This is a genomic window from Actinoplanes lobatus (assembly GCF_014205215.1).
GTDB classification, from domain to species: Bacteria; Actinomycetota; Actinomycetes; order Mycobacteriales; family Micromonosporaceae; genus Actinoplanes; species Actinoplanes lobatus.
This window is the reverse complement of sequence record NZ_JACHNC010000001.1, coordinates 9736525-9751245: the sequence shown is the minus strand read 5'-3', so window position 1 is coordinate 9751245 and position 14721 is coordinate 9736525. Positions and strand designations below refer to the sequence as shown.

10 protein-coding genes are annotated in these 14721 nt (G+C 72.6%); 2 read left to right on the top strand and 8 right to left on the bottom strand.

The window, feature by feature from the left end:
• Nucleotides 1-4 precede the first annotated feature (4 nt).
• The 6 genes from BJ964_RS44300 to BJ964_RS44275 all read right to left on the bottom strand — a co-directional run bounded on the left by BJ964_RS44300 (nucleotide 5) and on the right by BJ964_RS44275 (nucleotide 9831).
• The gene (locus tag BJ964_RS44300; protein WP_188126247.1) at nucleotides 5-2536 is read right to left on the bottom strand and encodes a DUF6493 family protein; all 2532 of its coding nucleotides are present in this window, start codon (nucleotides 2534-2536) and stop codon (nucleotides 5-7) included.
• Between the two features lie 33 nt (nucleotides 2537-2569).
• Nucleotides 2570-5530 (bottom strand): glycine--tRNA ligase, encoded by a 2961-nt coding sequence (locus tag BJ964_RS44295; protein WP_188126246.1) that lies wholly within the window; start codon nucleotides 5528-5530, stop codon nucleotides 2570-2572.
• Nucleotides 5531-5646: 116 nt separating this feature from the next.
• On the bottom strand, nucleotides 5647-6441 hold the full coding sequence (locus BJ964_RS44290; protein WP_188126245.1) for a hypothetical protein: 795 nt from the start codon (nucleotides 6439-6441) through the stop codon (nucleotides 5647-5649).
• Between the two features lie 92 nt (nucleotides 6442-6533).
• Nucleotides 6534-7997 (bottom strand): sensor domain-containing diguanylate cyclase, encoded by a 1464-nt coding sequence (locus tag BJ964_RS44285; protein WP_229807140.1) that lies wholly within the window; start codon nucleotides 7995-7997, stop codon nucleotides 6534-6536.
• A 209-nt stretch (nucleotides 7998-8206) separates the two neighbouring features.
• Complete coding sequence (locus BJ964_RS44280; RefSeq protein WP_188126243.1) at nucleotides 8207-9139, bottom strand: hypothetical protein; 933 nt, start codon at nucleotides 9137-9139, stop codon at nucleotides 8207-8209.
• On the bottom strand, nucleotides 9136-9831 hold the full coding sequence (locus BJ964_RS44275) for an RNA polymerase sigma factor (protein ID WP_203832694.1): 696 nt from the start codon (nucleotides 9829-9831) through the stop codon (nucleotides 9136-9138). The genes BJ964_RS44280 and BJ964_RS44275 overlap by 4 nt, the downstream gene beginning before the upstream one ends.
• A 186-nt stretch (nucleotides 9832-10017) precedes the next feature.
• Between BJ964_RS44275 and BJ964_RS44270 the strand changes: the two genes are divergently transcribed.
• Both BJ964_RS44270 and BJ964_RS44265 read left to right on the top strand, forming a co-directional pair.
• On the top strand, nucleotides 10018-11790 hold the full coding sequence (locus tag BJ964_RS44270; RefSeq protein ID WP_188126242.1) for a glycoside hydrolase family 6 protein: 1773 nt from the start codon (nucleotides 10018-10020) through the stop codon (nucleotides 11788-11790).
• 116 nt (nucleotides 11791-11906) lie between these two features.
• Nucleotides 11907-12542, top strand: a complete 636-nt coding sequence (locus BJ964_RS44265) for a hypothetical protein (protein ID WP_188126241.1) — start codon at nucleotides 11907-11909, stop codon at nucleotides 12540-12542.
• Between the two features lie 235 nt (nucleotides 12543-12777).
• On the opposite strand, the gene BJ964_RS49420 is transcribed toward BJ964_RS44265, so the two are convergent.
• Nucleotides 12778-13647: a DUF3455 domain-containing protein gene (locus BJ964_RS49420; RefSeq protein ID WP_188126240.1), complete on the bottom strand. Its 870-nt coding sequence runs from the start codon at nucleotides 13645-13647 to the stop codon at nucleotides 12778-12780.
• Between the two features lie 109 nt (nucleotides 13648-13756).
• Complete coding sequence (locus BJ964_RS44255; RefSeq protein WP_188126239.1) at nucleotides 13757-14542, bottom strand: hypothetical protein; 786 nt, start codon at nucleotides 14540-14542, stop codon at nucleotides 13757-13759.
• Between the last annotated feature and the right edge of the window lie 179 nt (nucleotides 14543-14721).

Sequence of the window (14721 nt, the reverse complement as noted above, 5' to 3'; positions counted from 1 at the left end):
TCGATCAACCTAACGGTCCGGTGAGGGTGGTCCGGAGGCGCTTCGCCTCCCGGGTCAGCCGGGCTCCGCCACCGCGCTCGGCCAGGGTGCCGAGTCCGGGGACCTCGCCCCGCCTCCCGAGCTGCGACGCCACCCGGGTGGCCAGCTCCAGAAGGTCGGGCAGGCCGCGGGGCGTGGCTTTCAGCAGCGGCGGCAGGGCTCCGGTGATCGTCTCCCAGACGGCCGCGGACGCTCCGGCCGCGTGGGCGTCGGCCAGCGCGGGCACCACCCGGGTCAGTTTCACGGCGCCGTCGGCGCACAGGTCACCCAGCTCGGCGCCGACCGCCGCGGGCAGCGGTCCGGCCCCGGCGGTGACCCCCGGACAGGTGCCGGCGGCCGCGGGAGGCGGTCCGGTCCCGGCGGTGACCGCCAGGTAGGTGTCGACGGCCGCGGCCCGGCCGGGCTGATGGCGGGCGCCCAGCCCGTACGCCAGGGCGAGGGCCACGGCCGGACCGGGCGGCCCGGAGCAGTCCCCCAGCAGCGGCAGCGCCGTCTCGTCCCGGCTGTCCCGGTCGGCGAGCGCGGCGATCTCCGGCAGCGCCCACGCCGCGACCGCCTCCCGGTCGTGCGGCAGCGTCATGGCCAGCACCTCCGGCGGGCAGTGGTGGAACGACAGGTAGTCCTCCCGGGCGGTCGGCCGCCGCCCGATCGTGAACAGCAGGCGGCCCAGCAGGGGCAGTCGCGGGTCGTCGCGTCGTGGCGCCATGGTGACGACGACCCGGCGGATCAGCTTCGGCCCCGTGTCGACCGGGGTCCAGGCGTCGTACCCGTAGTGTCCGGCCGGTTGCTCCACACGGGTGCCGACCGTCTCGACCCGTGCGGCGCCGAGCCACCCGGCGAGCCGGTCCCCCTCCGGCGAGCCGAGGGCGGCGGCCCGGGCGAGCACCGTGGCGTCGCCGGTGTCGGCCACCCGCAGCAGCGCCTGCTCGAAGTCGACCGGCCACGGGTCCCGGCCGGCCTCCTCCAGCCGCTCCATCCGCTCGACCAGGGTGCCCGCGCCGATGCTCCCGGACACGTCGGTGGGGGTCGCCAGCAGCACCGGCACCGGGCTGCCGGTGAGCCGGGCCGACAGCTCGGCGAGCCGCCAGGTCAGCACATCCGCCGGCACGTTGAACGGGGGGACCTCGAACCCGGTCGGGAGCATCCGGATCACCTCGGCGGGCATCCCGGCCAGCTTGCCGGCGTGGTGCAGCGTGACGAGACCGGCCATGACCCGCTCCCAGCGGACCGCGCTCCCGCCGTGCCTCAGCGCGGTCAGCTCCTCGGCCAGCTCGGCGGCGCTCCCGATGGGCGGCGGCATCGCGACCGCCCGTCGCCCGGCCGGGGGAGTGGCCACCACCCCGGGAGGCTCCGCGGGCACCGGCCCGAGCAGTGCACCGGCCATGGCCCGCACGGTCCCGGTCAGGCCACCGGCGGCCTCCGCCAGCCGGGTCACCGTCTCCGGGCCGGCCGCACCCAGGTGGACCGCGATCACGCCGAGAGCCCGCTCCTGGAGGTCGAGGGAGGGGTGGGCGAGCGCGACGGCGACCGTCTCCAGGATCTCCCCGGCCCGGTCCGGCTCCCGCCGGGCCACGCGGTCCAGCCAGTCGATCTGCTCCCGCACCAGGGTCTTCTCGGACCGGACCAGGGTCGCCGCGCCGATCTCCAGCAGGGTCTCCAGCGGCAGTCGGCCGTCGTCGTCGAGCGCCTGGAGCACGCCCCGGGCCATCGCGGCGACCGGGGACGGGGCCTCCGGCAGCAGCCGGGCATAGACCGGCAGGTGCGGGGCCGTCTCGGCGGGCGCCGGGGACAGGGCGTCGTGCAGCCGGGCGAACGGCCGCAGGGCCGACGCCGTCCCGGGGCGGGTGAGACGATCGGCGGTGGCGGCCAGGACGGTCGCGCGGTCCAGGCGGCCCTCGGCCGTCAGTTGCGCCACCGCGTACGGAAAGCTGGCCTCCACACCGGACAGGCCGTCGAGCTCGAAGGCGCTGGGCAGCAGCAGGTCGAGCCAGGGGCTGGCACGGAAGTGGTCGGCGAGCGGGGCGAACCGGACCGCCGCCAGCCAGCCGCGCACCACCGGCTCGGTGACCGGCGGCTCGGCGCCGCCCTCGATGAGCAGCGCCTCGGCGAACTCCCAGTCCCGCGGCGCCGGATTGCGGGCCGGCAGCCGCCCGCACAGCCGGACGCCGAGATCACCGATCCATGGCAGCTCCCGGGCCCGGGCGATCTCCAGGAACAGGTCGACCCGGATCCGGCCCCAGTCGCGCATGCTCCGGCGGGTGAGCAGGGCCGCCGCCCGGGCCGCCGTCGGCATGCAGGCGATCACGGTCAGCCCGAACAGCCCGGCCGGGCTCGTCGACCGTTCCCATGGGCCCTCGCCGTCGGCCCGGATCCGTCGCTCGATCTCGGCGGCGAACGCCAGCCGCTCCCGCTCGGTGGCGCCGAGCAGGAGGGCGGTCAGAGCGGCGCTGTCGATGTGGCTGAACGGGCGGGCGAGCCCGGCCCAGGTGAGCGGCATGCGGCACACCCTAGAGCCGGGCTACGACATTTCTCAGAACCGCAGATGGGACCAGTCGAGCAACCCGTCGCCGAGATCCCGTACCCGGGCCAGCAGACCCAGCCGGGCGGCCCGCAGCGCCAGGTCGTCGGCCATCACGAACACCTCGTCGAAGAAGCGGCCGACCGGTTCCACGAGCGGCCGGGTGGCCGCCACGAACGCGGTGACGTCCGGCGAGGCCGGTACGGCGACCGCCGTCACCGCCTCGTGCAGCGCGATCTCGGCGGGTTCCTTGAGCAGCCCCGCGTCGTAGCCGGCCGGAGTCCCGGCGGGCACGATCCGGCGCGCCCGCTGCACCGCCTCGGCGACGGCCCGGAAGCCCGGATCGCCGACCGCGTCGCGCAGCTGTCCCAGCAGGGCGGCGGCGACCGCCGGCCGGGCGGCGTGCGGCAGGACCGCGCGTACCCGGTCGACCGGCTGCCCCTCCTCGGTGAACACCTGCTCCAGCCGCCGGGTCAGGAACTCGGCGCACGCCTCCAGGACGGTGTCCGCCACCGGCACCGGCTGTGCGGCCGCCGCCAGCGCCAGACCCTCGATGAGGTCGAACCCGGACAGCCGCGGCGTCGCCCGGTGCACCGCGATCAGGCCGAGGAACGCCCGGCGGACCGCGAACGGGTCGCTCGACCCGGTCGGCAGGCCCACGGTGGCGGCCAGCCCGGCGACCAGGTCCAGCCGGTCGGCCAGCGACAGCAGCGCGCCCGGCAGCGTGCGCGGCAGCTCGTCACCGGTGTTGCGGGGCAGTTCGGCCTCGTACACCGCCTGCGCCACGGCCCGGTCCTCACCGGCGTGCAGCGCGTAGTCGCGTGCCATCACCCCGGCCAGGCTGGTCATCTCGGTGACCAGCTGCGAGCCGAGGTCGAACTTGACCAGTTCGGCGGCCCTCCGCAGGACCGGTGAACCGGTTTCGAGGCGGTCGGCGACAGAGAGGGCGAGGGCGGCGATCCGGCCGGCCCGGTCGGCCATCGAGCCGAGCTTGTCGGTGAAGGTGAGGCGGTTCAGGTGCGACTTCATCTCGGCGATCGGCGTCGCCTGGTCGGCGCGGTAGAAGAAGGCCGCGTCCTCGTAACGGGCGCGCAGCACCGCCTCGTTCCCGGCGCGGACGAGTTCCACGTCGACCGGCCCGTTCGCCACGGTGACGAACATCGGCAGCAGCTTCCCGTCGGCGTCGCGCACCGGGAGGTAACGCTGGTGCTTGCGCATGACCGTGGTCAGCACCGCGTCCGGCAACGACAGGTAGCCCTCGTCGAAGGTGCCGAGCAGCGGCAGCGGCTGCTCCACCAGGTCGGTGATCTGGTCGATCAGCGCGGCCTCGCCCGTGACGTCGATCCGCCCGTCCGGATAGACGAGGTCCTGGGCGCCGATGACGATCAGCTCCCGGCGGTCCTCGTGGTCGGCGACGATGCCGTTGACGCCGAGCGTCTCCAGGAAGGTCTCGGCCGAGGCGATCTCGGTCTCCGGCGGCACGGCGGTGCGCAGCAGCCGCGTCCGGCGTCCGGCGGCCAGCGTGGAGACGGCCACCGGCACGACGTCGTCGCCCCAGAGCGCGGTCAGCCAGCGGACCGGCCGGCTGAAGGCCAGCCTCGGATCGTTCCACCGCATGTTCTTGGCGGCCCGCAGGCCGGTCACGACCTGCGCGAGAACGGCGGCGAGGACCTCGGGCGCCGCGCGCCCGGCCTCGTGCTTCCGGACCACCACATGGGGTACGCCGCCGACCTCCTCGGTCTCGACGTCGGCGAGCGGGACGCCCTGCCCGCGGGCGAAGCCCTCCAGTGCCTTCGTGGCGGTGCCGTCCCCGGTGTAGGCGGCCTGGACCTTGGGGCCCTTCACCGTGCGCACGTGATCCTCTTCGCGGGCCGCGACCGCTGTGGCGACGGCGATGAGCCGGCGCGGCGTCCCGAAGACCCGCACCTCGCCGTGGCCCAGCCGGGTGGCCGCCAGACCCTCGGTGAGCAGCCGCTGCACCTGCTCACGCGCGGAGCGCAGCTCGGCGGGCGGCAGTTCCTCGGTGCCGATCTCGAAGACCAGCGTGCGCGCGGTGTCGCCGGTCTGCACGGCGGCGGCAGGCCGGGCCGGGGCGAGCGGGGCGACGGTGCCGAGCGGCAGTTCCAGTTCGGTGCGGCGATCCACCCAGAGTCTGGCGACCTCCCCGGCGAGCCGCCGCATCCGGCCGAATTCGGCGGCCCGCTCGGCCGTGGAGACGGCGCCCCGGGCGTCCAGGACGTTGAAGGCCTGCGAGCACTTCAGCACGTAGGAGTGGGCCGGGACGGGCAGGCCGGCGTCGATCATGCGCTGCGCCTCGCCGGCGTAGATCTCCAGCAGTCGCCGGTTCGCCTCGATGTCGGCGTCGTCGAGGTAATAGCGCGACATCTCGTACTCGGATTGGCCGAAGACCTCGCCGTAACTGACCCCGGGGGAGTACTCGATCTCCTTGAAGTGGGTCTTGTCCTGGAGCGCCATGATGATCCGCTCGATGCCGTAAGTGATCTCCACACTCACCGGATCGAGGTTCAGGCCGCCGGCCTGCTGGAAGTAGGTGAACTGGGTGATCTCCAGCCCGTCCAGCCAGACCTCCCAGCCGAGACCCCAGGCGCCGAGCGCGGGGGAGGCCCAGTTGTCCTCGACGAAACGGACGTCGTGGGCGGTCACGTCGATGCCGAGCGCGGCCAGGCTGCCGAGGTAGAGCTCCTGCGGGTTGCCCGGATCGGGCTTGAGGATCACCTGGAGCTGGGTGTGGGTCTGTAGCCGGTTCGGGTTCTCGCCGTAACGGGAGTCGTCCGGCCGCACCGACGGCTCGGTGTAGACGACCCGCCATGGCTCCGGCCCGAGCACCCGCAGGAAGGTGGCCGGGTTGAGCGTGCCGGCGCCGACCTCGGTGTTCATCGGCTGGACGACCAGGCAGCCCTGATCCGTCCAGTAGGTGGTCAACCGGGCGAGCGCGTCCTGCATGGTGAGCATGGGACCGAAGTCTAGGTGCGCCCACACCGGGGGAGGTACGCGATTTGTGCTACTCGGAGATCTTTACGCCTTTCAGGACCTCCCGGAGGCGGCCGGGCCGCCTCCGGGGAGCCGCGTCAGACGTAGGTCTTGTCCATGCTCGTCTGCGAGACGGCGAAGGTGATGTCGCAGGAGGAGAACTGTCCCTGCGGCGGGGTGGCGCTGGTCCACTCGAGGTAGAAGTGACCCTTCGTGGTGGCCGGTTTCAGCTCGAACTCGGTCGGCCCGTCACCCTGCGGGAAGTCACGCCAGCCCAGGTCGCCGGCCCGGTAGGCGTTCTTCTGGTCGGTCGTGAAACCGATCCGGCCGCCCGACTTCGGCTGTAGGCACTTCCGTTCGAGCCTCACCTTCACCGGGCCCGCGCTGATCTGCTGATCCGGGCCGACGGCCTTGCAGGTGGGCAGGCAGGACAGGTTGGTGGCGGTCCAGGAGAAGAGCCTCCGGTCCACCGCCCGGCTCGTGTAGACGGCCAGGAAGTCGGTGGCGTCCGCGGTGACCGCCAGTTTCCGGTGCTGGTAGTGGGCGACGTATTCGCCGGTCGCGTTGGCCCGCGTCGGGAAGCGGAACCTGCCCGAGCTGCCGGCCGTGGCCGAGCCCAGGTACACCTTCGGCGTGGCCTGCCCCTTGCGGAAGAAGATGTCCACCCGCCCTCCGTTGCCGGTTGTCCGGTCCAGGTATCCGGCGCGGCCGCTGAGGACGATCGGGGTGCCCGCCTCCACCTCGCCGTGCGGGGCGGAGAACTCCATACCGCTCGCCGGCCCGCGAGCCGGCGCCGGGACGGCGACCGCCCGGTCCAGCGTCACGACGGGCGCCGCGACGGCCATCGTGGCGGCCAGCGCGCCGCCGGCCGCGAGCAAACGGGTATTGCCCACGTTGATCCTCCCCGTGGGGTAGTTTCGTGTTGTTTCAGCACGAAAACTACCAGTACGGGTCGAATCGCGCGCCGGTTTGCCGACATGGCGAGTCAGGAGCCGACCAGGCGTACCCCTCCACCGCCTCGCTTGGCCTGATACATGTAGGCGTCCGCCTCGCGCATCATGGCCTCGAACTCGGTGGCGTGGTCCGGGAAGAGCGCCACACCGATGCTCGCCCCGATCCGTACCGGCTCGCCCTCGATGTCGAACGGCTCCCGGAGCCGCTCGCAGATCCGCTCGCCCACCGCGATCGCGGCCTTCTCGTCCGGGTCGCCGGTGAGCAGCACCGAGAACTCGTCGCCGCCGAGGCGGGCCACCAGGTCCGGACGCCGCACGACCCCCTGGAGGCGCTTCGCCACCAGTTGCAGCAGCACGTCGCCGGCGTGGTGCCCGACGGTGTCGTTGACCTGCTTGAATCCGTTCAGGTCGAGCAGCAGCAGGCCGACCCGGGTGCCGGTGGAGGAGGCGATCTCGACCGCCGTCTCGGCCCGGTCCAGCAGCTGCTTGCGGTTGGGCAGCCCGGTCAGCGAGTCGTGGAACGCCTGCTGGGTCAGTTCGTTCATGTGCAGCTCGGCGGCCTGCCGCATCCGGGCGCTGTCCATGATCAGCGTGCCCTCGACGGCGAGCTGCTCGGCCAGGATCCGGTCCTGGGCGGTCCAGTCCCGGGTGCCGCTGGAGTCACCGCACATCACCATGCCGACCGGGCCCTGCGCGGACAGCAGAGGCATCGCGATGAACGAGCGGAACCCGATGGTCTGGGTGAGCCCGCCGGACCGGACCTTGGCCGTGCCGGCGTCACTGACCAGCATCGGCTCACCCTTCTCGGCGCTGTTGCACCAGACCGGTGATTCCGCGGCCCGCTTGCCGAGCAGGTTGGTGCTGAGCGCCCGGTGCACCTCGTCGGGGAAACCGACACCGTGCACGTACCGGATCCGGCCCTCGCCGTCGATCAGGTGCATCGCCGCGTGCTCGGTGCGGAACGCGGTCGCGCACGAGCGGGCCAGCAGCTCGGCGGCGGTCTCCACGTTGTCGGCCGACATACCGTGCTCGAACAGCTCCCGGATGGTGGCGCTGCTGTGCGCCACGAACTGCCGCTGCTTCTCCGCGGCCAGCCCCTGGAGGGTGGTCGCGAAGTGCAGCGACATCGTCGCGATCGTGTCCAGCTGGAGCTCGTCCAGAGCGGTGCCGGTCAGCAGCAGCACGCCGACGGTCTGGCCGCCGATGCGCAGACGGATCGCCATCTGCTCGCCGTTGACCACCGGCTTGCCACCGGCCGGGGTGCGGAACACCTTGCCGGCCACCATCTGGTCACGGCGGCCGGGTTCGCCGACCCGGGCGCTCACGGTCATCATGCCGGTCTCCGAGTCCAGCTCGAAGACGGTGGCCGCGGTCAGGCCGGCGATGTCCCGCAGGTGAGGCGTCGTCAGATCCAGGACATGCTGCACCGAAGGGGTGTCCTTGGTCATGAACCCCACCAGTTCGGTCAGCAGAAGCGACTGCCGATCCGGTGTCATGACCGCCCCATTGGGCCCCTCCACCTCGGGACCGGCGGTGTGCATCTCGCTGCCCACGCTCATGGCCCTAGTGGTCGGCAACCGCAGCCCGCGCTTGAGACGCCGAGGACGTGTGCCGGGTCGCAAATCGGGTGCGACCCGGTACCCGGATCCGGCCGTGACGCCGGCCACGCGCGGCCCGGCCCCCGTCGAGCCGGGCCGGCGGTGGATCAGGGCGTCCACGCCTCCGCGGGCCGGCAGGGGTGCTCGGGCGCCGGCTCCGGCGTGTTGACCGGCTCGGGCAGGTCGACCACCGCACCGCTGTCGCCGTCGGCACGACCGGGCTCCGTGTCCTTCCCCTGGCGCCACTGGTTCTCGTAGACCACCCGGCCGTCCGGGGCCGTCCAGCACCGGTCCCTTCCCAGCAGCGGCTTGAAGAACCGTTCCCGCCACACCTCCTGACCACCCTTGTCGTAGGCCACCAGCTCGGCGGTCGGCTGGACGTCGTCGGTCCTCGTGAGCAGCCCGAACGTGCCACCGGACAGTCGCGCCGCGGTCGTCCTCCCGGTGCCGTGCTCCAGGGTCAGCCGGCTCACCCGCCCACTGATCCGGCCGGCCGCGATCACCCAGCCGCTTTCGGCCTCCGACGAACTGCGGCTGAGGACCTGGACGGGGCCGGGAAGCCAGTCCCGGGTGCCGTTCCAGAGCTCGATACTGAAGCTGCCGCTGTCCTCCCGGCCCGGCTCGGCCTCCCGGCTGCAGGCGACATAACCCTGATCGGTGAGGAACAGCGCGCCGGTCCGGCCCCGGTGCTGAACGGCGACGCTCAGGTCCCCGACCGTGACGGGGAACCGGGGCCCCCGCTCGAACATGGGACCGTCGGGGTAGCCGTGGAGGCACGCCTTCGCGGTGGCGGTCAGCGAGGAGGTCAGCTCGCCCGGGCCCATCGCGATCGTGGTGGGCGGGTCCCCGTCGCGGACCAACGGGGTCGCGACCGCCGCGGCGGCGGCCAGCGTGGCCACCCCGGCCAGGGCCAGCCGGCCGGCCCGCCCGCGCCGGGCGAGCGCCGGCCCGTGCATCTCGAACCGTAGACGGACCCGCATCCGGGCCGCCCCGGCGGCCGGCAGGTCACGCTCAGCGGGTGGGTCCAGCTTCGTGATCATGACTCCTCCTGGAGGTGAGCGGTGGCGGCGGTCACTTTGGGTGATCTTCCTGCTGCGAGTGATGCCGTCGTCCCCGGCGGCCCCGGGTCGTTCGGGCGCACCGGGACGGCGGCGCCCACCGATGGCGGGCGGACGATCGGCGGGGGTGGGTCGGGATCGGTGGCCAGCTGGCGCGACAGCCGGGCGCGGGCCCGGCTCACCCGGCTCCGGACGGTCGACTCGGTGACTCCCAGAACGGCCGCCGCCTCGGCATACGACACCCCGGACCAGAGGCAGAGCGCGACCGCCTCCCGCTCGGCCCGGGGCAGCCGGCGCACGGCGGCGAGCACCTCCCGCATCCGGCGCTCGTCGTCGAGGCGCCCGGCCACGTCGTCGGCCGGATCGGGGAGGATCTCGTCGGCCGGCGCCCGGAACAGGCGGTTGCGCCACCGGGTGAGGGTGCGCTGCTCGGAGCGGGCGTGGTGACTCGCCGTGACGAGCAGCCACGGCAGCGGTGACCCGTCGACCAGCCGGATCTCGGCCCGGCGCCGCCAGGCGGTCAGGAAGACCGCCTGGGTCACGTCCTCCGCGACCGACCATGAGCCGGTGAGCCGGAAGGCGTGGTTGTAGACCGCCCGGGAACAGCGGTCGAACACGGCCTCGAACTCGTCGGAGTCGCCGCTCTGCCAGAGGGTCTCGCGCTGGATCGTCACACCTGACTATGCCCGCGAGCAGGGATCCTGTTGCGCCATGAAATCGGCGTTGCCCGACTGTTTCGGAGTGATTGCGCTGGGAGCGCTCCCATGGAATGCTGTCGACATCGGCCAGCGATCCCCACCGATGTGTTGGCCGACCGTTCCCCGGCGCCTCCCGCGCCGTCCCCGTCTCGAGGAGTCCTCATGAGACCCATCCCCACCCGTGCCAGGGCCTTCACGGCGGCCGCCGCCGTGGGCGTCGTCGCCGCTTCCGGCGCCGTCGCCGTGGCGACCAGCGCCAGCGCCGCGGCCGGCTGTCGCGTCGATTATTCGGTCAACCAGTGGAACACAGGATTCACCGGCAACGTCACGGTCACCAACCTCGGCGACCCGATCAGCGGCGGCTGGAACCTGAAGTGGACCTGGCCCGGCAACCAGACGATCACCCAGGCCTGGAGCGCGACGGTCACCCAGTCCGGGCAGGCCGTCACGGCGACCAACCCGTCGTGGGCGACCTCGCTGCCCACCAACGGCACCGCGAACTTCGGCTTCAACGGCACCTGGTCGGGCACGAACACGGCGCCCGCGTCCTTCTCGCTGAACGGCACGGTCTGCAACGGCTCGACCGGCAGCCCGTCCACCTCGCCGTCCACCTCGACGTCCCCGTCGACCTCGACCTCGCCGTCGACCTCGGTGTCCCCGTCGACCTCGACGTCGCCGACCACCAAGGTCGACAACCCGTACGCCGGGGCCAAGGGCTACGTGAACCCGGAGTGGAAGGCGAAGGCCGAGTCGGTGTCCGGCGGCAGCCGGGTCTCCAACAACCCGACCGCCGTCTGGATCGACCGGATCGCCGCCATCAACGGCACCTCCGGCAGCAGCTCCAACGGCGCCATGGGCGTACGTGACCACCTGGACGCGGCCCTCACGCAGGGCGCCGGCTACATCCAGTTCGTCATCTACAACCTGCCCGGCCGGGACTGCGCGGCCCTCGCCTCCAACGGTGAGCTGGGCCCGACCGACCTGCCGCGGTACAAGGCCGAGTACATCGACCCGATCGCCGCGATCCAGGGCGACGCGAAGTACAAGAGCCTGCGGATCATCAACGTCGTCGAGATCGACTCGCTGCCGAACCTCGTCACCAACACCTCCGGCCAGGCCGGCGGCACGGCGATGTGCGACACGATGAAGGCCAACGGCGGGTACGTGCAGGGCATCGGCTATGCCCTGCAGAAGCTCGGCGGGCTCGGCAACACCTACAACTACGTGGACGCCGCCCACCACGGCTGGATCGGCTGGGACTCGAACTTCGGCCCGACCGCCGACATCATGCTGCAGGCCGCCCAGGCGTCCGGCAACGTGAAGAACGTGCACGGCTTCATCACCAACACCGCCAACTACTCGGCTCTGCGTGAGCCGTGGGTCCAGCCGACCACCACGGTCGGCGGCACGAGCGTCCGGCAGTCGAAGTGGGTGGACTGGAACCAGTACACCGACGAGCTGACCTTCGCCCAGGCGTTCCGCACCAAGCTGGTCTCGATCGGCTTCGACTCGGGCATCGGCATGCTGATCGACACCTCCCGCAACGGCTGGGGCGGCTCGGCCCGGCCCACCGCGGCGAGCACCTCGACGGTCGTCGACACCTACGTCAACGAGTCCCGCATCGACCGCCGGATCCACGCCGGCAACTGGTGCAACCAGTCCGGCGCCGGTCTCGGCGAGCGTCCCACCGCGGCTCCGGCCTCCGGTATCGACGCCTACGTCTGGGTGAAGCCGCCGGGTGAGTCGGACGGCTCCAGCACCCTCATCGAGAACGACGAGGGCAAGGGCTTCGACCGGATGTGTGACCCGACCTACACCGGCAACGCCCGTAACGGCAACAGCATGACCGGCTCCCTGTCCGGCGCTCCGATCTCCGGAGCCTGGTTCCCGGCGCAGTTCACCCAGCTCATGGCGAACGCCTACCCGGCGCTCTGATCAGCTGACCGAACCGGCGACCGGCCGGCGCCCGCGTGGCGCCGGCCGGTCGTCCTCGTCGTGGGATGTCCGTTCGGCCATTGCAATACGAGTGCATCGCGAACTACGGTGGCCCGGTGACGAAAGTGTGGGGACTCGCGCGGTTCGTGGTCGTCTACGAGCTGCGGCTGTGGGCGGCGCTGTTCCGCTGGATCCTCCGGCGGCCGGTCCCGGTCGGGCCGGGGGTCGAGCGATTCGGTTACGTGGGCGCGGTCAAGTTGATCCTGGGCGCGTTCATCGTCGTCTCGGCCGTGGAGATCCCGATCCTGGACCTGATGATCCCGTGGGAGCCGGTCCGGGTGACGGCGCTGGCCGCGGGCGTCTACGGCCTGTTCTGGATGATCGGGCTGGCCGCCACCATGGTGGTCCATCCCCACCTGGTCGGCCCATCCGGGCTGCGCATCCGCAACAGCATCACCCTGGACGTCCCGATCGCCTGGGAGCATGTCGAGTCCCTCGAGGTGCGCCGCCGTTCGATGCCGCCGGGCGGCCAGATCCAGCTGGAGGACGGCGTCCTCTCCCTCGGCATGGCCAGCCAGACCAGCATCGACGTGCGCTTGACCGGCCCGATGGTGCTCCCGGTCCGCAAGGCCAAGGGCCGGCCGGCGACCACGGTCCGCTTCCACGCCGACGACCCGGAGGCCCTGGTGCAGGCGGCCCGCACCCACCTGGCCGCCCGACCATCCGACCGCTCCGAGACCCAGCCGGCCTAAACCCAGAACCCTCTTCTTGTACGGCGGTAGGCCGCCCACAACCGCAACACCCCGTTCCCGGAGCTCCCCGCGAGCTCACTGCCGGGTCACGCCTGTGCCGCGCCCGCCGGGCGCAGATCGGTGGTCCGGCCGGCTCCCGGGGCTGTCCCGGTACTGCTGAAACAGCCTCTGGAGTCGGCCGGTTTCGTGCCGCCGGCTTGGGGAGCCATTGCCGAAGCGGCCGCGGGTGGCGGGGTCAGGGCTTGGCCGCGAAGAAGCGGTAGACCGCGCGGTACGGGACGGCCGTGGCGCCGGAGCCGGTGCACGGGCCGGCCGGGGCGACACCGCCGACGGTGTCCAGCCGCTGGACGTAGGTGACCTTGCCGAAGACGCCGTCGCCACGGTTCAGTTTCGCCGGGATCAGCAGTTGCGGAATGCTGTTCGGGTGCTCGGAGGGGGCGCGCTTGGCGTTCGGGCCGTCGCCCTCCAGGAGCGACCCGTCCTGGTCGGATTGCCAGCTCGGGCCGCGGAAGTGCAGGGCGGACAGCTTCTTCACCGGGTGCATGGTGACGCCGGTGAGTGAGGCGGCCGGCTCCAGCAGGGTCCACGTGCCGCCGCGGCACTCGTAGATCTGCACGCCCCGGGCCTTGAGCACCGAGTGCAGCACGTTCCCGGCGGGCGGGGTCAGTTCCGCCGGCACCCGCGGGTCGACCCCATGGAAGTTCTCGGCCTGCGTGGTGGGCGGCTTGGACTCGGCCGGCGCCCGGTCGGTCCCGGCGAACGAGACGCCGGCCGGCACGGCGACCGCGACGAGCGCGAGAGCCCCGAACGCGGCGGCGACCTTGACCCGCCGCCCGGCGGAACGCCCCCGTTCGGGCGGCTGCTCACCGGACGACCGGCCGGCCCCGGCAGGCGCCTGCCGGGCGGCGGCCGGCTGGGAGCCGTCCAGCGTCTGGTGGGTGGCGGCCGGCTGGGGGCCGTCCAGCGTCTGGTGGGTGGCGGGCGTTTGTAGGGCGGCGGGTGGCTGGGGGTCGCTCAGCGGCTGCTGATCGACGGGCGCACGCTCGGTGGCGGGCGGCTGCTGGTCGGCCGGTGGGCGCGGACGGGCGGGCGGGATCTGGGCCACGGAGTCCTCCCCTATGGACGGTGACGCTGGGTCCTCACGGTAGTGGGCCGTGGGGCCGGGGAGGCTCGTTGCGCCGGGAAATCACCCGGAGGAAGTGTTCCTATCTGGATTATCCGGGCATTCTGTAGAAACCGGTGGGTGTCGACTGCGCGTCCTGCCGGGCCTGCCGTGCCCGCGCCCGCAGCCGGACCAGCAGGAGCACGCCCAGGAAGACGCAGACGCCGCCGACGATCAGGCCCGGCCCGAGCAGGGTGGTGTCGTCGGCGACCAGCGCGGTCTCGGTCTCGTCCGGGTCGGCTACGGCCCGGGTGGGCTCGCGGGTCTCCTCCGGTGCCGCCTCCTCGGACTCCTCCGGCGCGGCGGATTCCTCCGGCGTGGCCGACGGGGACGCCTCCGCCTCCACCTCGCCGCGCACCCGGGCCGCCGCGCCGCCGGCGGTCAGCAGGGTGTTCTCGGCGTCGAAGGCGCGCACCTCGAACCGCACGTCGCCGCCCTCCGGCCCGGCGAACCCGACCTGCCAGCGGCCGGTCACCGTCCGGCCCCGGCACGCCTCGCCCGGGTCGAGGTCGTTGTCGACGATCGTCGTGGTGACGCCTTCGGTCTGGTCGGTGGTGGCGAACGGCCCGTTGTCCTCGAACCGGGTGACCTGCAACTGGCCCGGGTCGATCCGCGAGTGCACGAGCAGGGCCCACCGGACCTTGCGGCACTGCCGGTTCTCCGAGGTGACGACGGCGGTCACGACCTGGGCGTTGCGCCCGGCGGTGAACCGGTCCGGCGCGGTGACCCGGACGTTGAACCCCTCCACGTCGGCCGCGGCCGGCGCCGCCCACACCACGGTATTCACTACGGCGCCGGCGATGACCGCGCCGGTGAGCGCGGTGATCCGGTGACGCATGACGATCCCCCTTCGCTGCCTGTCATCGACTCGCCTGCACTACTTAGTTCGCCTCCGGGCCGGAAATGGTTCAGTGGGTGGCCCGCGTCACCCACCCGCCGATCCTTATTTCTTCCTTAAGAGAGCAACCTTTTCGGTGTTTGCGCAGCTCAGCAGGCCTGCGCAGAAAGTAGTCAGGA